Annotated in this window: 21 protein-coding genes and 2 pseudogenes; 13 read left to right on the top strand and 10 right to left on the bottom strand. The window is 56.9% G+C overall.

The genetic code is table 11. From position 1 onward, the window contains the following. The first annotated feature begins 5 nt into the window (after positions 1-5). Together KX729_RS30420 and KX729_RS30415 are read left to right on the top strand one after the other, a co-directional pair. The gene (locus KX729_RS30420) at positions 6-563 is read left to right on the top strand and encodes a DUF4142 domain-containing protein (RefSeq protein WP_219746199.1); all 558 of its coding nucleotides are present in this window, start codon (positions 6-8) and stop codon (positions 561-563) included. A 59-nt stretch (positions 564-622) separates the two neighbouring features. Continuing rightward, positions 623-943 carry a hypothetical protein gene (locus KX729_RS30415; RefSeq protein WP_219746198.1) on the top strand — a complete coding sequence of 107 codons (321 nt, stop codon included), beginning with the start codon at positions 623-625 and terminating at the stop codon, positions 941-943. A gap of 21 nt (positions 944-964) precedes the next feature. Here KX729_RS30415 and KX729_RS30410 read toward each other — a convergent pair whose 3' ends face one another. Continuing rightward, positions 965-1,201, bottom strand: a complete 237-nt coding sequence (locus tag KX729_RS30410; protein ID WP_219746197.1) for a DUF6894 family protein — start codon at positions 1,199-1,201, stop codon at positions 965-967. 1,113 nt (positions 1,202-2,314) lie between these two features. Here KX729_RS30410 and KX729_RS30405 point away from each other — a divergent pair. After that, positions 2,315-2,707, top strand: coding sequence for a response regulator (locus KX729_RS30405; RefSeq protein ID WP_219746196.1), 393 nt, complete (start codon positions 2,315-2,317; stop codon positions 2,705-2,707). Here KX729_RS30405 and KX729_RS30400 read toward each other — a convergent pair. From KX729_RS30400 to KX729_RS30390, 3 genes are all read right to left on the bottom strand, one after another. Next, positions 2,704-4,422 carry a GAF domain-containing sensor histidine kinase gene (locus KX729_RS30400; RefSeq protein WP_219746195.1) on the bottom strand — a complete coding sequence of 573 codons (1,719 nt, stop codon included), beginning with the start codon at positions 4,420-4,422 and terminating at the stop codon, positions 2,704-2,706. The two genes, KX729_RS30405 and KX729_RS30400, sit on opposite strands and share 4 nt — an antisense overlap. Before the next feature lie 104 nt (positions 4,423-4,526). Continuing rightward, on the bottom strand, positions 4,527-5,123 hold the full coding sequence (locus KX729_RS30395; protein ID WP_219746194.1) for an alpha/beta hydrolase: 597 nt from the start codon (positions 5,121-5,123) through the stop codon (positions 4,527-4,529). A 159-nt stretch (positions 5,124-5,282) separates the two neighbouring features. Then, positions 5,283-5,732 carry a DUF892 family protein gene (locus KX729_RS30390; RefSeq protein WP_109460060.1) on the bottom strand — a complete coding sequence of 150 codons (450 nt, stop codon included), beginning with the start codon at positions 5,730-5,732 and terminating at the stop codon, positions 5,283-5,285. Between the two features lie 102 nt (positions 5,733-5,834). On the opposite strand from KX729_RS30390, the gene KX729_RS30385 reads away from it, so the two are divergent. Beyond that, positions 5,835-6,065 (top strand): hypothetical protein, encoded by a 231-nt coding sequence (locus KX729_RS30385; RefSeq protein WP_219746193.1) that lies wholly within the window; start codon positions 5,835-5,837, stop codon positions 6,063-6,065. Positions 6,066-6,221: 156 nt separating this feature from the next. Here KX729_RS30385 and KX729_RS30380 read toward each other — a convergent pair whose 3' ends face one another. After that, the gene (locus KX729_RS30380; RefSeq protein ID WP_219746192.1) at positions 6,222-6,692 is read right to left on the bottom strand and encodes an Hsp20 family protein; all 471 of its coding nucleotides are present in this window, start codon (positions 6,690-6,692) and stop codon (positions 6,222-6,224) included. A gap of 240 nt (positions 6,693-6,932) precedes the next feature. Here KX729_RS30380 and KX729_RS30375 point away from each other — a divergent pair, with 240 nt between their 5' ends. The 4 genes from KX729_RS30375 (at position 6,933) to KX729_RS34490 (ending at position 9,112) form a co-directional block, all read left to right on the top strand. Beyond that, positions 6,933-7,247 (top strand): hypothetical protein, encoded by a 315-nt coding sequence (locus tag KX729_RS30375; RefSeq protein WP_219746191.1) that lies wholly within the window; start codon positions 6,933-6,935, stop codon positions 7,245-7,247. Positions 7,248-7,654: 407 nt separating this feature from the next. Beyond that, on the top strand, positions 7,655-8,281 hold the full coding sequence (locus tag KX729_RS30370; RefSeq protein ID WP_219746190.1) for a hypothetical protein: 627 nt from the start codon (positions 7,655-7,657) through the stop codon (positions 8,279-8,281). Positions 8,282-8,299: 18 nt separating this feature from the next. Further along, on the top strand, positions 8,300-8,716 hold the full coding sequence (locus KX729_RS30365; RefSeq protein ID WP_219746189.1) for a hypothetical protein: 417 nt from the start codon (positions 8,300-8,302) through the stop codon (positions 8,714-8,716). A gap of 198 nt (positions 8,717-8,914) precedes the next feature. Next, positions 8,915-9,112 carry a hypothetical protein gene (locus KX729_RS34490; RefSeq protein WP_312992804.1) on the top strand — a complete coding sequence of 66 codons (198 nt, stop codon included), beginning with the start codon at positions 8,915-8,917 and terminating at the stop codon, positions 9,110-9,112. Between the two features lie 140 nt (positions 9,113-9,252). Here the strand turns inward: KX729_RS34490 and KX729_RS30355 are convergent, their stop codons facing one another. The 4 genes and pseudogenes from KX729_RS30355 to KX729_RS30340 all read right to left on the bottom strand — a co-directional run. After that, a complete protein-coding gene (locus tag KX729_RS30355) occupies positions 9,253-9,897 on the bottom strand; it encodes an SOS response-associated peptidase (RefSeq protein WP_219746187.1) in 645 nt (214 codons plus the stop codon). A gap of 24 nt (positions 9,898-9,921) precedes the next feature. After that, positions 9,922-10,212, bottom strand: coding sequence for an SOS response-associated peptidase family protein (locus KX729_RS30350; RefSeq protein ID WP_376776103.1), 291 nt, complete (start codon positions 10,210-10,212; stop codon positions 9,922-9,924). Positions 10,213-10,604: 392 nt separating this feature from the next. Further along, a complete protein-coding gene (locus tag KX729_RS30345; RefSeq protein WP_219746185.1) occupies positions 10,605-10,931 on the bottom strand; it encodes a hypothetical protein in 327 nt (108 codons plus the stop codon). Positions 10,932-11,116: 185 nt separating this feature from the next. Beyond that, positions 11,117-11,635 (bottom strand): annotated as a pseudogene (locus KX729_RS30340) (DDE-type integrase/transposase/recombinase); the annotation flags it as partial. Positions 11,636-12,052: 417 nt separating this feature from the next. Between KX729_RS30340 and KX729_RS30335 the strand changes: the two are divergent. From KX729_RS30335 to KX729_RS30315, 5 genes and pseudogenes are all read left to right on the top strand, one after another. Next, positions 12,053-12,370, top strand: coding sequence for a hypothetical protein (locus KX729_RS30335; protein WP_219746183.1), 318 nt, complete (start codon positions 12,053-12,055; stop codon positions 12,368-12,370). Positions 12,371-14,220: 1,850 nt separating this feature from the next. Continuing rightward, complete coding sequence (locus KX729_RS34705; RefSeq protein WP_376776099.1) at positions 14,221-14,334, top strand: DUF6894 family protein; 114 nt, start codon at positions 14,221-14,223, stop codon at positions 14,332-14,334. 243 nt (positions 14,335-14,577) lie between these two features. Next, positions 14,578-14,877, top strand: coding sequence for a DUF6894 family protein (locus tag KX729_RS30325; RefSeq protein WP_219746182.1), 300 nt, complete (start codon positions 14,578-14,580; stop codon positions 14,875-14,877). A 188-nt stretch (positions 14,878-15,065) separates the two neighbouring features. After that, a pseudogene (locus KX729_RS30320) lies at positions 15,066-15,335 on the top strand (transposase); the annotation flags it as partial. 989 nt (positions 15,336-16,324) lie between these two features. Continuing rightward, positions 16,325-16,534 (top strand): DUF2147 domain-containing protein, encoded by a 210-nt coding sequence (locus KX729_RS30315; RefSeq protein WP_219746181.1) that lies wholly within the window; start codon positions 16,325-16,327, stop codon positions 16,532-16,534. 78 nt (positions 16,535-16,612) lie between these two features. On the opposite strand, the gene KX729_RS30310 is transcribed toward KX729_RS30315, so the two are convergent. Beyond that, a complete protein-coding gene (locus tag KX729_RS30310; protein WP_246617983.1) occupies positions 16,613-16,927 on the bottom strand; it encodes a DUF6678 family protein in 315 nt (104 codons plus the stop codon). Positions 16,928-18,834 lie beyond the last annotated feature (1,907 nt).

The raw sequence follows: 18,834 nt of genomic DNA, 5'->3' as shown, positions 1-18,834 counted from the left end.
GAACAATGAAGAAACTCAACCTGACGACAACCCTGATGGCCGCCTTCGCTGCTTCTACGCTCTCACTTTCGCCTTTGGCGGCGCAGGAGATGAAGGCAAAACCGGCCGGTGACGCGTCTCCGGTGATGGTGATGGACAAGGCCACCTTCGTGAAGGTCGCCGCAAGCGCCAACGAGTGGGAAATCCGCTCCAGCGAACTTGCCCGCCAGAAGGCGCAAAACCCGGAACTGAAGAAGGCGGCTGAAATGATCATTGCCGATCATCGCAAGGCCGGCGACAAGATGAAGGCGACCCTTGAGGCCAAGGGACCGGCGCCCGCCATGCCGCCCGCGTTGGCACCGAAGCAGCAGAAGATGCTCGACCAGCTGCAGGCGGCCGAAGGCAAGGATTTCGATACGCTCTTCCTCGATATGCAGACGCAGGCGCATATGGAGGCCGTCGGGTTTTTCCGCACCTATGCAGGTTCGGGGGAGGATCAATCGCTGGTCGGCTTTGCCAAGGAAACACTGCCCAGCCTCGAAACTCACCTCGCCCACGTGAAGATGCTAGTCGCTATGCAGTAATACCCGCTCGACACGATTGACTCGCGTCGGAGCATGTGAGGACGTAAACGGAACATGCCATGGGCGAAATGCAGGAGCGCACAGCACAAGTGGCGACGGGCGAAATCCGATCTGCAAGGCTGGGAAATCGAAATTGTCGACGCCGCAATCCAGCATGGCCGTGGCAATCATCTCCTCAACTGCATCGCAAGGGCGGCGAGGTCGTAAACGATGATGTTGGTGACATCGCTGAGATGAGCGTCGCAACGCCCAACGCAACGTTACCAATCACATCGCACAGCTCGCTCGGCTGCAATACAACCTTACCAACGACAACCGTCCTTCTCTCGATGCCGACCTTATCGAAGGTGAGTGGTAGTGATCTGCTTATGCTGCGTTGAAGCACGCCGCGGGATCCACTCTCAGTCGTCCCATTCACCTCGAAATGACAGCTCGCCGTGGTAGACATTCTTGCCAGCGTCATCGCGCACATTGACCTGCATCATTGCTAGCGGAGTCGTTGGAAGCTCTTCTCTCGCGATATCAGCGAGGATCGCGGCGACTTCGGTGGGAATTTTATCCCGCGACAGCAAATCCTTGCCCTGTTCGTCTCGCTCCAAACCATGACCGTTCACAACGTCAAAAAAATACCTGGGCATGATGACACCTTTCGTAGCGCGGTAAAAATCCCATCAAGAGTGTTTTTGTTCCCTCACTATGTCATATGACATCGACGGGTTCGACCAATGCGCTATGCTAAACGTTCCTAGCCACTGACCGTAGGCACCGGTGACTGGGAGAGACACCGTGCTCTCGCCTGCGAAAAGGAGGAAGCTGTTTGCTTTGCTCTCCGGCGAACGCCCCGACCAACGACGACCGTGAGCTCCTGAAAAGCTTAATGCGTCGCTATGCTGCTCGATATCATATCATCGGACGCGAGCGCGACGCGCTCATTGCGGAAACCGTAACGGCTCTCGCAGAAGAACCGGAGATCCTGCTGGACCGCCCGGTCGAACAAGCCATTGCCGAAACAATGCATCGGCTGTTCACCGCGAACATAGAGAAAGCACCTCCCTGCGACCCTTTAGCCGGAGAACCTCGGCCATATGCCGCGCGAGCGCTTCGCTGAACTTCTTTCGCTCGTTTTGCCGCATCAGCCGCACTGCTTTGCGATAACGTTCAAACCTGTCTGTAGTGCTCATGACCGATCTCGCGGCTGCATTGCGCAGACGGTCAATTCGGGCAATAGTTCAAGTTGGATATCGACATGATCAACGAGTTACCGATAACTCCAGAGCGACGGATCCTGCCAATCTCAGGCAATCCCACGCAGTCGAAACAGGTTATCGGGAATTCCATGCCGCTGAGTTTGCTGTTCAATGGTAGAGGCCGCCGCCCAATTTTGCGGCAGACGTGGCGCTGACACGTCATGGGAGTATAAACAGGTAATCTGTGTCCGGTCCGGTCCCTCTCCCAATTCGACCAGACCGCAATTGACCCGCCGTTGTGCGGGCCTTTTTGTCACCGCCACATAGCGGGGTACGATCATGGCCTTCATTTCGCTCGCCGTTGGCGCCGTGTTTGCCTGGGTCGGCGTTGCGGTGGGCACAACCCGGGTCACTGGCGAGGACGCACTGCGCGACACGAGATGAGCAAGCAGGGGTCATGTCGCTGCGCAATCAGGCACCTTGCCCAACATGAGAAATCATCAACTCGTGGAACCGTCCGACAACTTGCGAGTTACATCTTTGCGGGAAACTCAGGGCGGCTGCATGCATCAAATCTTGATCGTAGAGGATCAGTTCCTCATCGCAATGGCGATAGAGGACGCGGTCATTGAGCTGGGACACCACGTGGTGGGCATCGCATCAAACAGGACGGACGCGGAGAAGCTCGGGGACAGGGCAGATATCGCCCTGGTTGACGTGAACCTCCTCGATGGCCCCACCGGCCCTGAGATCGGCCGCCACCTAGCGCGGCACGGCTGCAGCGTTATCTTCATGACCGGAAATCCTGAGATGGTTGCGTCCGGAGTTGAGGGAGCGCTCGGGGTCATTTCGAAGCCCGTGCGCGATCTCGATCTTGTCGGTGTGATCCAGTACGCCAGTTCCTGCCGAACCGGCAGCAACGTTCCCCCACCGTCGACCCTCCGGCTGTTTGCCTAATCGCGCGAAAGCATTCTGAAGGTGAAGCAGGTCTCGTGTTCATCCGAGCGGACATCTATCCGCCCGTTATGTGCTTGCGCGATCTGCGAGGCGATATAGAGCCCCAGCCCTAGGCCCTGAACGCCTGACCGGTCATCACCCCGCTTGAACGGAAGGAAGAGCCTGGCGATGGATTCCGGCGGGATCTGGCGGCCGCCGTTTCTGACGCTGACTACCAGGGCCCCGCCATCTATATGGGCGCTGACCTCGACGGGCGCTTCCGGATCGCCGTGGGTCACGGCATTGGAGAGTAGGTTTGACACCATTTGTGCGACACGCTGATGATCAACTGCCGTAGTTGCCGGAAGCTCGAACCTCGTCAATATCTGGCGTTCGGGGTGCGCCACCCTCACCTCTTCGACGACGTTGGCGAGGGTCAGAACCAGATCCGCCTCCACCAATACAGTGCTGATGCCGCCGCCCAGCCTTGCGCGCGCCAGATCCATGACGTTTTCCACGAGGCCCGTCATCCGCGAGAGGCTCGACTTCATCAGTTTCAGAACGAGTGGACTTCTGTCGGTCCAACCCTCCTTAAGAAGCCTCGTCGTTCCTGCATCCACGGCGGCGATCGGGTTGCGCAGGTCGTGGCCGAGCACGGCGATGAAATGCTCTCGAAGCTCGGCGAGCTCCCGTTCGCGAACCAGGGATTCCTGGGTCATCCGCAGACGTTCGTCGGCGTCGAGATGATGCGCGATGAGTTCGGCGAACAGCTTGAAGGCGCCGAGAACTTCCGGGGTCTTCACTATCGCCGGGCTGGGATCGATCGCGCATAGGGTTCCCCAGAAGGACCCGTTTGCGAGGATGATCGGCTCGGAGATGTAGCTTCGCAGACCGTATATCCGAGGAGTATGGTGATCGCAGTACTGCGGGTCGGCGACAGCATCATCGAACACGATTGTCTGGCGATGCCCGCGGATCTCGTTGCAGAGCGTGCTCTCCAGCGGGAGTTCGTCACCCGGCTTCAGCCCGAAACGAACCGGGTCCAGAACCTGGCAGGCGACCCACTTCGTGTCGGTGACGCGGGCAACCGCGGCGAAACCCATACCGGTCATCCGCAGCACGACGTCGAGGATCGTCGGCACGGCAGCGATCCCTGCGACCCGGGCGACGTCATGCGTGAAGTCGGTTTGCTCGCCGCCAGCATTGGAAAGCGCTGCGGTAGCTGGCATGGCATTGACCGAGGCGACGACTTCCGCATTCAGGAAAGCAGTCGCCGCGGCATCGGCGAGCGCCTCCAGCGTCTCAACCTCCCACTCCGCTGGCGTGTAAGGGTGCGACCAGTAGGCACCGATCGCCGCCACTGGATCATCCGACTGGATAGGAGCCATCGCCATTGCCCGGACGAAGGTGTTCGCGTAGAGCTCCTGCGGAACTCTATCGTCCTTCGTGATGTCGGGTATGACGACTGTCTCGCCATGAAGCATCGCCCATCCACTAACACATGCCGACGCAGGGAATTTCTGGCCCTTCCAAAGTGGGCCGACGGCATCTTCCTCGACGTAGTGGCAAAGATCGCCATCCCGGAGGACCACGGTGATCCCCTCGCATCCGATGAGTGACCGAGCAGAGGATCGCAGGGCGGTCGTGATCTCGTCGCGATCACGCGAGCGGCTGATCCGACTAAGGGCCTTCGTCATGGTGGCGAGTGGGGTGGATGGTCTGGTACGCTGATCCATGGATCATCGTTCCTCTCCGGCGAAGGCCGTTTCAGCAGATCCGCAATCTCGCATATTCCGCCGGATATTTAAAGCAATGTTCCGTAACGGCCTGAGTGACGACGTCATTCAAAGGTCCGACCCAGGAACGCGAGCGCCTTTTCAGCTCCACCGAGCGAGATTGTGTGGCCGACGCGCGGCTCGATATCCAATTCGACATCGAAGCCCGCCGACCTGAGTTGCGTCGCCGCGACCGTGGAGGCCACCGAAGGAATGGTTCGATCATCGGCTCCATGGACAAGTAGGATCGGGGTTTGACTACTGTCCCTGGAAACCGACGTCGGAGGTAGCAGTCCTGAGAAGGAAACGAGGGCGCCGATCCTCCAGCGCCCGGATGCCACGGCGTCCAGCGCAACGATGGCCCCCTGCGACACCCCTACAAAGGCGACATCCTGAAGCCGGCCTTCGAACCCTTCCCGGGAAAGGACGTCTCGGATCTTTCGGTCAAAGGCCTCGCGCCCTTCACGGATCCGTCCAGGATCGAGCTGCATGTCGTCGACTTTGAACCACTGGTGACCTCCGTAGCTATTCCGTAAGGGAGCATCCGGGGTTGCGAACGCGAAACGTGGCAGGTGAGCGCGCCATGATGAGGCAAGCGGCGCGAGCTGCTCGCCGGATGCGCCGAGGCCGTGGAGGAAGATGATGAGGTGCGACGCTGTCATGTGATCTCGACTTCGGGAAACATACAGAGGGCGCTCGACCCAGCATGGGGAGCGCCCTCGTCACCCGCGACGGCGAACGCGCGACGTCATAGTCGCTGCAGGCCATCGGCTATGTGGGTGGTGACCCTCAGATGAGCATCATCGATCCCGTTTTCAAGATCACATCGCCTTCGCGGTCGTCTCCATCCAGGCCCGGTGCCGCTCTTCGTCCTGGTGTGCCTTGAGGAAGAACGCCTTCGACTGCGGGATGGCATCCTCGTGGCGGGATGCACGCTCGTAGGCCGTCACCGTGTCATCCTCGTTGGTCTTCATTGCCTTGAGGATGGCCGCGTCGCCCATGAGGTCCGCGAGCGCGATCTTGCCCGTCGTCAGCATCTGCTTCATGTCACCTTCTGTCGGGGCCTCTATGCCAAGTTCGCGCGCCATCTCGTTCAGCACGACGACATGCTGGAGATGATCCTGCTTGAATTCGGCGATCTTGGCGCTGAGTGTCTTGTCGTCCAGCCGTTCAATGCAGGAGTCATATGCGGCGATCGCGTCGTGCTCGAGATAGAGCAGATCCTTGACGAGCTTTTCGATGTTGCCTTCGTTGCCGACCATGGTGACCATAGAACTTCTCCGTTTGCGTGGTAGGGACCCCGCTAACGAACCGCCGGAAACAAGGTTCCTGCGGGAAGACCTCAATATGCCAATACGGATGCAAGGCTCTTAATGAACGGAGTGGCTTTGCATTCGGTAGGGATGAATGGTTTCGAACTGGCAGATAAAATTGGTTGCCTGCTGCATCACCCTTTGGGCGCGACGGGCATCCTCACGCGGGAGTTCATCCGCGTTCAGGCGGATCGCTTCAGCCAAATTCTTGGAGAAGATTGCAGCTTTTTTAATTTCTCTCGATCATCGCCTCTAACGCGGCGCTATCGAGAAGGCGGGCAACGTCTGTAAACGCCTCTTCCCGCTCTTAAACGGTCATGCTCTGCATGCTGGATTCGAGATACATTGGAAACTCGGCTTATGTTGGAGATGCCGCCGAAGCACGGACAGATGCTGCTCTCCGCCCGACACTGGGCGGAGAGCAGCGCTGAATGCGACGTCAGGTGATCATGCGGCCTGCTGATCAGCCTCGATCTGCAGAACTTGCTCGTCCTGGCCGTGGCTGCCGATCTGGATCTTGCGAGGCTTCATGGCTTCCGGGATCTCGCGGCGAAGTGAGACGGTCAGAAGGCCGTTGATGAGGGATGCGTCCTCGACGCGGACATGATCGGCAAGTTCGAACCTGCGCTCGAAGCCCCGGCCTGCGATGCCGCGATGAAGGTATTCGCCCTGCTGTTCCTCCGACTTCCCGCCCTTCACGACCAGGACGTTGCGTTCCTGGGTGATGTCGAGATCGCCTTCACCGAAGCCTGCGACAGCCATCACGATGCGGTACTCGTCGTCACCGCTTTTGACGATGTCATACGGCGGCCAGGTGTCGATCGCCTGAGGGCGCTGCGGGTTGTTGAGGAGATTGAACACACGGTCGAAGCCGATGCTGGACCGATACAGCGGTGCGAAGTCGAATTCAGTTCTCATGACCAAAACCTCCTTGAAGCGAGTTGGATAGAGACGCGGAAACCTGCGTCTCCGGGTTCTGCCAGTCCCTAATAGGCGACTGACGGGGAATGATCTGGTTTCGGGATTTTCTGATTCAAGACCTGACGTGAAAATTTTTCGACGCGATGATTTTTAACCTCTTGAACCCTGTTATTGCAGGGACAATCTTTGTTGGACCTGAGAATTTTGACCACCAATTGAAGTTTTTGGGAGACATCGATGAACAGTGACACCTTCATCCCGAAGTCCGGTAGCGGTGCAAACGCGGCCGTTGCCGTTTCGCATATCCTCCGCCCCCACGACCACTTCGATGACCCCGGCGATATCTTGTCGGCGCGTCACCTTTCCATCCAGGAGAAGCGCGCGATCCTCGCATCGTGGGCCTCCGATCTCTATGCTGTCGAATCCGTGCCTGCCCTGCGCCAACCTCCTGGACTCGATCATCCCGTCCGCTACGCAGACGTGATAGCCGCTCTGATGCAGTTGGACGATGATCGCGAATGGCCGCGGCATCGGGCACGTCATCTTCTGTGAGGCGGACGATGGGAGAAAAACGTTTTTGCGGTGAACGATACGGAGCCTCGCTTGCAGAATCCGAGATTAGCAGCCGCCTGATAGTCGCGGAACGGTACTCAGACTGCATAAGCCGACTGGCCCGCGCTTCGTCGGAAATCGGTCGTCGGGATCTTGCAGAGCAGCTAGAGGAGATCGCCGGATGCCTCGATCGCATGGCGGCGGACATCGCCTCAAGCAGGTACGGAACCGAAATCCTCATCCGTGCTAGTCGCTTGATACCGGTGGTGGAGAAGCTCGTCGAAAGGAGAAGGAAGGCGATGGCGCTACACTGAGGCGCATGAGGTGCGGACAACAGAGTGTTCTGGCTGAAGTCACACGATCCGTGCCTTGTTGACGCTCGACGGCCTAGGACCCATCTAGTCGAGATGCCGAAGAAAACCACCATCGTCCCCACGCTTGTCCAGGCTTGGACACTGTCGCCGGCAGCTTCGTTCGGATCGGCGGTCCGTGCCAAGGGCATCCTCCTCGAGATCCGGGCGCGGCTTCCCATCGCAATCCGAAAGTCGCTTGATGTTGAAGGAATGATCCTGACGCTGGCCATGCCGGAGGAGCAGGAGGATGAATTCCTGCGGACATGCCCGGCTGTCTCCAAGGCACTGGTCGGCATTGAAGAGCTTCCAGTCATCCCGCGCGAGATTCAGGACATCCTTGGTATGACTTCCAGCGAGCGACACCGCTGGCTCGCGGACGGACGTCTCCAGAGTGCGGGTACCAGAACCGTGAGGCTTGCGGGACGCGCTCGGCAGATCACCTTCCATGTCTTCGATCCGAAGTTGGTCGAGGATCTCCTTGACCGTGGTGCCGTCGATGAATGGCGTGTCGAGGATGCCGAGGCGAAGGCGCAGAAGCGAGCGAAGGCAGCGTACCAGGCGAAGCTGACCCGGATGTCGAGACCGCGCAAAAGGTCGAAGAAGTCAGGCAGGGGCGCCGAGGAATCGGCATCCGGACTTCAGGGCTGGGAGGACTTCGACCTTGACGGGCTGCTTCGGTGATCAGGAGGAGATGATCACATGCCCGGAAACATCGACGAGTTTGAGCTGTATTGCCAAAGCGAGCCGCCGGAAGCGCGGGAAAGTCTTGGTCCCGTCAGGCAGCTCATACTGGATGCAGTTGCCAGGCTTAGCGAAGGTCGGGTTCACTTCTACCTGATCTACCATTTCGGCGGAGGTGCGGTTGCCAAGCTGCATCTCGGTGCCAAGCAGCGGGTCGACATAACCTTCGTGACAGGCGAAGACCTCACCGATCCTGAGAAGCTTCTCAAGGGATCGAGTTCTGTCAGGACTATCAAAGTCACCTCGGCTGCGTTCCTCGAAAAGCATCGCGAAGCCAGCAATGACCTAGAGCGCCAGTCCTTTGCGCTGATCAGCGAGAGATTCGACGGCTTTGAGCATTTCATCACGTTGCGACCTGACCAGCCAAGTCCCTGAGTAGCGCAGGCCGGGACCTGGAATGTGAAACCAAATGGAGCGCCGGGAAGTTCTCGCGGGATGGCAGCGAAACGTTCGAGTCACCAGTGCATCCCCGCCACGCCGGACGGCCGATATTTCGTCGTGCGAGGTAGACTTTGGCGCAAGAGTAATCCCCAACTCGGCAATCACCAACGGGAAAGGCTGGTGGGGGAGTTGATGGCGGCTCGGCGTGCGGTCCGGGATGCCAAAGGCGACAGGGAAGCCATGGCCGAGGCGCGCAGGCGCGTCGATGAGGCGAAGGTCGGCCTTGGCGAGCGCGGAGAGGTCTGGTGGACCGATGGATCGCCTGACTACAATCGATACATGGCCAAGAACACGCCATATGCCGACTGGTTTGCAGGCCTGCCGAAGTAGGCGATCAATACGCACGGTGTCGTTAACCATGATCGCGTAGCTTCATCATCAGCACCGCGATCCTCCTCCCAAGTACGGTGCGTTCCATCAGAAAAACTCGCTCTCTTAACAGCGAGCCTTTCTTCTTTCCGATGTCGCGGTCACAGGAGAAGCGGAGTTTCCGCTGCCGCCTTCCTCTTCGACCACAGTTCCGTCGTGCGATCCATGACGATCAGCTCTGGCGGAAACCTCCGTTTCTGAAACGCGAGCGCGTCATCGAAGCTTCCATGCAGCCACCGCTCGTATTCGTCGCGATGGAGCAGGACAGGCATCCGGTTGTGGACCGGGGCGATCGCCTCGTTCGCGTCGGTCATGACACCGGAATAAACCGGTCCCCACTCATCGCTGACGCGCCAGAGCCCGGCCCAGGCGAAGATCGGGTCATCGCGATGCGAGAACCACGTTCTCGTCATGCGGCCTTTCTGTCCTTCTGCTTCCGCGAAGCCCGTTAACGGAATCAAGCACCGTGCCTGCGGTTTCCTCACAAGGCCCACCCACATCCGCGCTCCAAGATCGGCGATGTTATTGACGGGTTTTGGCTTGGCTTCCGGCTTCATACCCTTCAGCCTCAAAGGGAAGCCCCAAACCATCGAACGTAGTTCGCGAGCGCCGTCGGCCTCGGTTACCACCATTCCCGGCGTCCCGGGATAAACTTCCTCCGCGGCGTTCGATGCCATCAGGTTCGGCACGCCGAAGTGGGCGGCGATCTCGGCGGCCGATTTGCGGACAGTGTACAGGTTGCACATGCGGTTTTCCTCAAGCTGATAAGACTACAACATAGAGCGGCTAGATTTTCGGGGAATGGATCGGGCGGGCGGAATGCCGCTTTGCCATCTGTCCATGGTCTCGAGCATGGAAAAGTCCCCGGAGGAGATCGTCTCGCGCAACTGGAACTTGATCACCTCGTCGATACCGCCGTGAAGCCAGCGTTCGTAATCATCCGGTTTTAGGATGACCGGCATGCGGTTATTCAAGGGGCGGACGAGATCGTTCGCCTCTCCGGTCATCCCGGCAAAAGGACTACCCCCTGGTGTTTCGGCAGAAGCCAGCCAGGTCGTCAGGGCTGCCGATGAAGCGAGAACCAGGTCTGAGTCTTCGAACCTTTTGGACCGTCCGGGTTGGCGGAATGCGTCATCAGGATCAGGCAGCCGTAGCGTCGGTCGATGACAGTCTGCTCCACAGCGGGTTTGTCAGGTCTGCCGAGAGACCGATGCGGGCGGGCGGCTCGCCGATTTGCGCATCTCGCCGGTCTGGCGCGGGAATCCCCTGGGATCAGTTTACTGGGTCCGCTTTCGTTTTGAAGGGACAAAGCCTCTCGTCTGATTTCGGCAGCACTCAAAAGGCGCCTGGTCTACGATATTCACTATAAAACCTGAGTTTTTTATTTCCCGTCGACTCAGCTACAGCAAGATGCAAGAAAGACAGGGCGACGCAAGGCATTAACTGCGCGATGTCAGCCCGGCGGACGGGAAAACTCTTCTATAATTGCTAGGTAGCTGGTTGCTGCCTGTTCAAGAGCAACGGCCAACTCTTCATTTGTAGCTGACTGCACGTAGAATCCACTCGTGTGGAGCCATTCCAGATCCGCACGCAATCGCTCGACGGTCTCCTGATAAAGCTTAACTCTCTGCTCGGGATTCATATTGGCTCCTTTCCTAGACCACCTAGGGTCAATGGAGCCGATGACAAGCCAGGCAATTGCCGCATAAGTGCGCGTTGCTTGCTCTGCGAGGCGACCACCGATCCCGGCGCACCTCACGTTGGATTCGGATGCGATCAAGCGCGATCGCCATATTTTCCTACCCATCATCCATCAGGTTGCCTTTCCGTGAATTGTCACGCGACGCCAACCGTATCGAGCAAATCGCTCAGTCGCTGCTAGCAGACATGCCGATGGATCCTGTGTTTGCTATGGCAGGGAACGATCCTGTTGGCCTGTTCCCGATTTGCTTGCCCACATAGGACGTTGTCGGAGACAATCGTTCGCGGCTTCCCTCGTTGCGCGATGACAGCATCGAGTTCCCGCGCAAGCCGCCGGCCTGCGAGCGACGTGTCGGCGACCAGCGCCAGGCATTCGCGGGTGAAGTCGTCGACGACGGCCAGAACCCGAAAACGACGACCATCTGTGAAAGCGTCGCTGACGAAATCCAAGCTCCATCGCTCGTTGGCACGCGAGGGCAGCGCCAGAGGGCGTTTCGTCCCCAAAGCCCGTTTGCGTCCACCATGTTTGCGCACCGTCAGCTTCTCTTCGCGATAGAGACGCCGCAGTTTCTTCAGGTTCATGATGATGCCCTGCCGACCCAGCATGACGTGAATGCGGCGATAGCCGAAACGACGGCGCTCGGACGCCACCAGCTTCATTGCCTCACGGATATCAGCGTCATCCGGTCGAACGCTACGATATCGCACACTCGACCGATCAACGGACAAAACCTCACACGCCCGACGCTGGCTCACCCCATGTTGTCTGCAAACATGAGCTAGATGGCTTGATTTCCGGTACTTGGGTCAATGATTATCAAAACGGAGACGGAAGTACTCGTGCCTCCTCCAGTATGGCATTGTCCGAGAAGAACGGTCGTATATCCGGCTCCGGCAACACGACAATAACTTCGATATTCACGCACCAAGGCCAGAAAATTCCTTCCGTCACAAATACAGAGAAATTCTCTATCTCCGGAACAAGGAGTGCAGATCAACTCACGATTACATTGGGAACGGGAACTGCGACGTACACTTTTAATAGTAGTCTGACTTCTCGTGGCGGGAAGGTCTACACTCGCCGTTAGGTGCGTTGAAAAAGGTGAGATTGATGATAGGGTGATGGGTAGAAATTCGCAACATAACTAGATATTGTTCCGTTAGCTCGTTTTTCTTCGATCATTCATCAATCGGTGATGCATGGGCACGTTTGTCATTCTAGGGCCAAATAAAGTCGCGGTGCATTCAGCGCTAGTTTCCGCTGGCTATGCCAACCACATCTTCCACTTGGAAGAGCGTGTTGATCAGGCTTCATGGCTTTTCATTGTTTCAGCAGCTCTACAGGTCCAGCCTTTTCAGATGCTGGCCGACGGCGTTTTCTTGGGCGAACCGGTGGAGACCACCATGACAATACCCAGGGCAGTCCGTGAGGAGCTAATCCGCTTCGCCAGGAATGGTTTTGAGGCGAGTCATCCCGACATGCGCCTTTCAAGCACGCGCCAGCTAGTCTTGGACTGAAGCGAAGATGATTGGCGGCGGGCTACGTACCTTTACGAATGGATGATAATCGGGGAGAAGCGCTTACCTATAATCGCCCCGTAGGACTCTCCTGTCTGGCCCCTCGCACCTACCCCGCGAGGAGCTTTTCGCGTCAGCCTTCAAAAGCTCACTTGTCAGACGGCAGATTTCATCCCATCAATCGAACGTCGCGTTGGATTGCTCCAAAGTCCCTCGACGCGGCCGGCGACCGAGCGACCTCTTAAATCGGCTCGGTCGCCACCTATCATTCGAGCAGCGAAAGACCTACCTAATGCATATCAGGTATATGATCTCCGGCACGATGTTTGCAGCCGCAGTTCTGGCTTTAGGAGGCGCACTTTATTACTTCGCCGCTTGGTGAGGTGATAGGGCTGGGTGCTGTCTGAGCTAAAGGAGCTCTGACAAATGAGCTTTAATGTGGAGGTTCGGTATGACGCCAGCGGAATGTGCCGCTTGGTACACCCCCCGCGTGCCTTGAAAAGCTAAGGCCCATAACAGCAGTCCGGATAGCAGCAGAATTATGTGCAGTTGAACCTTCACCCCAATTCCTCCCTGCGGAGAAAGTGTACCATTTCGAGACTGGCGTCTAGCGTCGGTCGCATGATGCGTAGGCGAAGGGCGCAAGGGTACGGACCATGCTTCGTACGAGTTGACGGAAGATCAAAGGGCGCTACAATTTTCGGCGGGAGGAAACAAGCAAGGGACAACGCCATGACCTACGCTCACACTATTGGAAACACGGAGCCCGTAACTTTGCCGCTCCGATCTAGGATGATAAAAGGCGTTCACTACGAGCCGAAGAACAGGCGTCTTTGTATATTGACCAAACATGGTCGTGTTCATGTGTACGGAGACGTCGGCCCAGACACGGTACAGGCGATAGTCGATCACGAGCATCCCGGTTTCGCATATCAAAACTTGAAACACGAATTGGGACCAAGATTGTCGCCCCTCACTTTGGCTGGATTGTCCGCTTCTTTTAGAGCGCGCCAGGCTTTCAATGTGCTGGACGACTAGCTTTTACCGCAAAATGTGAGCGACCGGGAGATGTCCACGGGCCGTGATGCTCGGGTGACGTTTACGTCTCAAAATGTAATGTAGGCGCTCGGGCACCTCCTGTTGCCTTGGCGGACCTCCAACCCCTCGCACTACCCCGCGAGGGGTTTCCCCATGCTTAAGCTGAGGCGATGATAAGGCGCGGTCTTTATAAAATTAGCCAGACGAGTCCGCCGATAATTACCGCCCACATCGCCAGCGAAACCGCCAACACCATCAGGTAATTTCTGAACCGCTTTGTCATGAAGGCATTGCTGCATGAGTCGCGAAGATGGTTCATGCAGTCCTAATGGTGATGGTTGATCATTTGACCCGCTCGGCGCACAAAACTTGTGCCATTTCGATAATTGCATCAGCTTGAGGCATTCCGGCTGTGGACAAAGTCGACGAATGCGGAACAAACAGTCTGATTGCGCATTGCTTGGAAGACACGAGAGCGCCTGTCCCCCGCAGCCGGTTTGTTCAACAGCAACCTTCGCTCTCGTGGCAACTTCCAGTAAGATCGGTAGCGGATGTGATGATAGGGCGCTGGTCCGTTGGAGACCGTGGCGAGTGATTGCCATCGAGCCGTTAGTTTGTACGGAAACGGACACGAAACCTTCCGACAGCTGATGAGTTTGACAATAGAGCCGTCTCTGGCGCGCTCCTCGTGAACGACTGACAACTGACCCGCTTCGGCGGGTCTTTTTTGGCGTGTTTTGACAAATACCAGCACTTTTCGTTCCGCTTAGCTGCTTTATCTGACTTGCCGCATCAACACTGTGGAGCTCAGCATGGCACGCTATTTCTTCGATGTGATAAACGGCCAAGGCCTTGAACGTGACGAAGAGGGCAAGGAACTGGCATCGGCAAGTGACATACCACGACACGTCGCCGAAGCTGAGTGACGTCACCCGGGAGGAACTTCCAGGGTCTCCCCACGCTACCATCCGGGTGATTGTGCGCGATGGTTCCGGCGAGAATGTCTTCCGTGGCGAGCTCGCGTTCAACGCTCAATGGCTTTGAGGTCTCCCGTGCGACTGGCTCCGTCAGAATAGGCGCAACCCACTTGTGAGCGATGATTGGCCGCGGGTTGCGAACAGGTCCCGCCATGGTAGGATTCGATCGCATTGCGCTGACGGAGAGAATGAATGCCAACCTATTACCTGCATCTTCGCGAACAGGGCGACACGATCCGAGACCTTAAAGGGGCTGTCTTTGCCGACATTCAGGCGGCCCGCGACGAGGCGCGTCGTACGCTACGGGCCATCGTGGCAGAGCACCTTTATTCGGGAGAGACACTTCGGATACGTAGCATTGAGATCCACGACGAAATGGGCGCTAAGGTCGATGCAGTGAGCTTAGCATCTGCGATCTCTGCCGTCATACCCATCGCGGAAGTCGTGGCAGAAATAGAGCTGGGCTCGGACCACGGCAGCCACAATCCCTGACGCCAAGGACGGCCTTAGCAGTTACGGCACGCCCCGAAGCGGGCCAATTTGGAACTCCACCGTGCCGAGGGTACCAGTGGAAGCCAAGCCAGCAAGAATTCGCATCATTGTTCGAACCTCGCAGTTGGGATGCTGGTGGAACCAAATCTTGTGATACTGATGAAAAGGGCTCGTTATCAAACCTAGAGGGCGATATTGTCATCATGGATAATCTGCCCGCACACAAGGCCAAGGGCGTACGCCACGCGAGACGCGGGCTGCCGGCTGCTTTACCTTCCTCCCTATAGTCCCGACTTCAACCCAATCGAGAAGGCATTCGCGAAGCTCAAGGCCGTCTTGCGCGCAAAAGCTGAGCGAACGATCGACGGCTTATGGATACCGTCGGCCACATCGTCACGCTGTTCGAACCACAAGAATGCACCAACTACTTCAAATCGTGCGGATATGACCCCGAGTAAAGCGGACGCGCTCTAGGAGCTGGCCGCCGCCACGAGAGCCAGCCCGTGATGCTTTCTAATTCGTGAGACGTCCGCGTGACGGCCCGGGGTGCCAAATACCACATGCCACTCACAGATAAGAGATTGGATCAGATCGCATTCAGTGACTTGCCGCATCGGCTAAAAAGATCGCCCTGTCGACTCTCGTGGAATTCATACCCTTTGGGGCGCCTGCTTATCCGTGTTGGCGTCTGGCAAATGGGATCTTCCATCGCGCGGTATTCGTCATTGGCCGCTATATCTACCTTCTGCCACTTGCCGTGGCGCCTTGGTTGGCGGCAGGCATATTTCTTCGCTGTTTTGCGAAGCTTTACCTGGACGATTGATCGCGAGTCTGGGCTGCGGGCCTCGGCGTGGCTCTCATTCTGAAACACCGGCCGGGCCCTTTAATCGGCATTTAACGCAAACGAAAAGTGACGGTTGTTTAGGGGAACCCGCGTCCTCAATTGCCGTTATGCGGCCCGACAACGGAGGCTCAGATGCAAGGTCACTTTTGGACAGTTGTGCTTTTACAGTTTCTTTTCGGGCTTTACCTGCTTCACGTGGGATTCCGCCGGTAGTCATTCGGTCCTGCGGATAAGCGGGCGTGACGCTTCCTGTGCGATAGCGCATCTGGGCACTTGTTGTAGCCTTGGCGGACCTCCATCCACACCCCTCGCACTTATCCGCGAGGGGTTTCTTTTTGTTTATGAGCGGATGCGAAGATAGGGCGCAGAGCCACTACGGACGTTTTGTGAATGAACAGTCCCTAAAACAAGAAGACGCCCCTCGTAGCTCAACGTTAGAGCACCTACCTCGTTTGCTGCAGATCCAGATTCAACTCCTCGGCGGGGGCACCATCCCACTCTCCGGTAGGCTGGATACTAGAAAGATGGGCGCTCACCCGTTTTGGGTGATGCAGATCCGTGACCTGCGGTTAAGCTGCTCCCGCAACTCTATTGGGGGACCGTATGCGCACACTTTTGATCAGTTCATTTGCGTTTCTTGCAGCTACAGCATCTTCGTTTGCAGCAGAGTTTGGCGACCTCGCTGGCACCTATACCGGCAAGACCCCAAAAGGTAGCGCCATCGTCATTGTTGTACCTAAAAGCGGCACTCTTACTTACCGTTTCGCGGCGAGTCAGTGCGTGCTGGGTCAGCTTTCGGCCGAGGCCGTATAAAAACGGCCCGAAGGAGACATTCCAGCCGATGGACCAAGCAGTCCTTCAGTCAGATACTGCCGAACACGCAATTACGATTCAGGTGTAGTGGATGAATTGACCGCGCTCGATGAAGCCGAAAACACGGGAACCGTCGGCTGTCTCCTCGCCCGGCACATGGATTTTCTTCAGTGCAGATTGAACGAGTTCACGTTGTTGGGAGGTGGCCACGTGGATGTCGACATGGATGATGTCTTCATATCCACCGTCGCGGAAGTGATAGAACCATTCTCCGTCAGAGCCGTAACTGTGGCCATTCATTACTAGTGTACTCCACGTCGGGCTCGGATCGAGCGCATACATTGCCAAGCGGACCTCGTCCCACTTGGTATTATTCATGACCGAGTTGAGCATACCACTATCTTTCACAGCCGACCGATTTATAAGCGCGACCATATGGAAGAACTGCTGGGTTCTACAAGATCGAATGACGCTGTTGGCGCCAAGCGGCGGAGCGCGAGTTCTGGCTGAGGGGTCTGCTTTGGCACGACGCGGTCATTTCAAAAAGCACGGTTACCGGTTTTACTGCGTGAACCATCTCAAACCGATCTGCATATCTATCTGATGTCGCCGCCCGTTAAAGGTCGTCGCAAAAAATTGCCATCAACTTCATCAACAGTAACATATTGTTCAATTCCGTGGCGAATATGGTGCCGAATTGTGCAAAGCGATCACAAATCAGGCCGCCCGCGAAGCGGCTCTTGTGTTTCAGGCTCGGTGTGGAACGGTCCATCTACCTTGACGGCTGTCTTTGTCGGCGCATTCCCACAAATGGGGGATGCGTGTAGGCCGCCTTTCTGCACTACTTCCGCGGATCAGGAGGGAAATAGATGATTCGTCGCATTATTATCGCCGCCTCTATAGCGGCTGCTACAGCACAGACTGCCTCTGCAGAATGCAACTTCGACAAAAAGGCCGGGTCATGTATTGGTTCGATTAGGATTCTCTCCACCGGAGGGTCAAAGCCGAGCTATAGCACCGAAGTCGAAGTAACCAGTTCTGCAGGCTCGTGTTCAAAGGTGGAATTCTATGTGAATTCGACGCCTTACACTTCGGTGATACGAAATAGCGCTGTCGAGAATGAAAGCCTATTCGGGACTCGCCCTATTGGTAAGTCAGACATAAAGATTAAGAACTGCACAGCATTTGAAGGCGCCCGCCAGGCCAGTAAAGGCGATGACGACGCAGCCGGTGATGCGTCCGTCTCAGGCACATGGTCCACCGGCGACGGCACTACGATCGCTTTGACCGACCGAAATGGTACGATCTCAGGCTCTGGTACGACTGTCATGACGTCAACTTTCCCCGGAGGAACGGTAGTCACCAGCAGATACACCCTTTCTGTAAAGGGGAAGCGCAGTGGTAAGTCAGTCTCGTTGACGATCAACACGAGGTCTGACGAGCCTCCGCCGTTGAACGTTTCCCATACCCAGACGTACGTCTTGAATGGCGATTCTCTGACATCCACTGACGGGCACGGCAACTTCATGAGGAATTAAGCATCGGCGGCGTCAGCAGGCCGAGCCCCCTTACCCATCCCAAGCCCGTTACCGGATAACCCCGGGGACGGGCTTTTGCATTTTCAGCGAAGCCGAGCGATTTCACGGCATTAGAATTTTGGCGGCGGGGTCAGGAACCTCTGGTGCATTTCACAAGTTCGCTGACCAAAACCCGCGATCGGAAGCTCCAATGACAGTTCGAATTATCAGCATCTCCTTTGCAGTCGGCTTAACATGTTTGGCGCTCTCAGGATGCGTGAGCGAAGGAAGTGGCTACTATTCTGGATCAAGCTGGGCCGACCGCGAAGATGGATACCACTATCGGCACCGTCGTGGTTCGGACCGTGATCGGAACTGGGATCGAGGCAACTACAGGTATGATCGGGGTCAAGCCGACAACAACGACGGCTTCCGAGATGGGCCCGGGTACCGGGGCGGCGGAGAAGTTATAATTCCTCATCGATGACGGTAAGGGTTTAGGCTGATGAGGGAGTACTTGGCCGCACGTAGCTGGCCGGGGTTGCGAAGTAGGCCAAATACGGGCTACCCCTCAGCTCCAAAAAAACCCTAGTGCGCTGCAGGTGTTTGACGAGCACAATCCGTAGACTGATAATTAGAATTGGCATTCTGATTATCAGTCAAAATCGCGGCTGGACCAGAGGTCGTTCTCACTCTTCTCTGGGCTGGCGCTCCAGAACGGGCAAGCAGACATCGAGGTCATGAGAGGCTAGGTGCGCATAGCGCATTGTCATCTGAAGTGTT

This window comes from Neorhizobium populisoli, assembly GCF_019430945.1.
GTDB lineage: Bacteria > Pseudomonadota > Alphaproteobacteria > Rhizobiales > Rhizobiaceae > Neorhizobium > Neorhizobium populisoli.
Note: the sequence above shows the minus strand (reverse complement) of the source record. Positions and strands in the feature narration are given on the sequence as shown.

Coding starts and splice junctions, on each gene's coding strand:
- KX729_RS30325 (WP_219746182.1), top strand. CDS start 14,578: ATGCCAACCTATTACCTGCATCTTCGCGAACAGGGCGACACGATCCGA.
- KX729_RS30370 (WP_219746190.1), top strand. CDS start 7,655: ATGCCGAAGAAAACCACCATCGTCCCCACGCTTGTCCAGGCTTGGACA.
- KX729_RS30390 (WP_109460060.1), bottom strand. CDS start 5,732: ATGGTCACCATGGTCGGCAACGAAGGCAACATCGAAAAGCTCGTCAAG.
- KX729_RS30355 (WP_219746187.1), bottom strand. CDS start 9,897: ATGTGCAACCTGTACACTGTCCGCAAATCGGCCGCCGAGATCGCCGCC.
- KX729_RS30365 (WP_219746189.1), top strand. CDS start 8,300: ATGCCCGGAAACATCGACGAGTTTGAGCTGTATTGCCAAAGCGAGCCG.
- KX729_RS30405 (WP_219746196.1), top strand. CDS start 2,315: ATGCATCAAATCTTGATCGTAGAGGATCAGTTCCTCATCGCAATGGCG.
- KX729_RS30385 (WP_219746193.1), top strand. CDS start 5,835: ATGAACGGAGTGGCTTTGCATTCGGTAGGGATGAATGGTTTCGAACTG.
- KX729_RS30415 (WP_219746198.1), top strand. CDS start 623: ATGGGCGAAATGCAGGAGCGCACAGCACAAGTGGCGACGGGCGAAATC.
- KX729_RS30380 (WP_219746192.1), bottom strand. CDS start 6,692: ATGAGAACTGAATTCGACTTCGCACCGCTGTATCGGTCCAGCATCGGC.
- KX729_RS30395 (WP_219746194.1), bottom strand. CDS start 5,123: ATGACAGCGTCGCACCTCATCATCTTCCTCCACGGCCTCGGCGCATCC.
- KX729_RS30375 (WP_219746191.1), top strand. CDS start 6,933: ATGAACAGTGACACCTTCATCCCGAAGTCCGGTAGCGGTGCAAACGCG.
- KX729_RS30310 (WP_246617983.1), bottom strand. CDS start 16,927: ATGCTCAACTCGGTCATGAATAATACCAAGTGGGACGAGGTCCGCTTG.
- KX729_RS34490 (WP_312992804.1), top strand. CDS start 8,915: ATGGCGGCTCGGCGTGCGGTCCGGGATGCCAAAGGCGACAGGGAAGCC.
- KX729_RS30315 (WP_219746181.1), top strand. CDS start 16,325: ATGCGCACACTTTTGATCAGTTCATTTGCGTTTCTTGCAGCTACAGCA.
- KX729_RS30400 (WP_219746195.1), bottom strand. CDS start 4,422: ATGGATCAGCGTACCAGACCATCCACCCCACTCGCCACCATGACGAAG.
- KX729_RS30420 (WP_219746199.1), top strand. CDS start 6: ATGAAGAAACTCAACCTGACGACAACCCTGATGGCCGCCTTCGCTGCT.
- KX729_RS34705 (WP_376776099.1), top strand. CDS start 14,221: ATGGCACGCTATTTCTTCGATGTGATAAACGGCCAAGGCCTTGAACGT.
- KX729_RS30410 (WP_219746197.1), bottom strand. CDS start 1,201: ATGCCCAGGTATTTTTTTGACGTTGTGAACGGTCATGGTTTGGAGCGA.
- KX729_RS30335 (WP_219746183.1), top strand. CDS start 12,053: ATGGGCACGTTTGTCATTCTAGGGCCAAATAAAGTCGCGGTGCATTCA.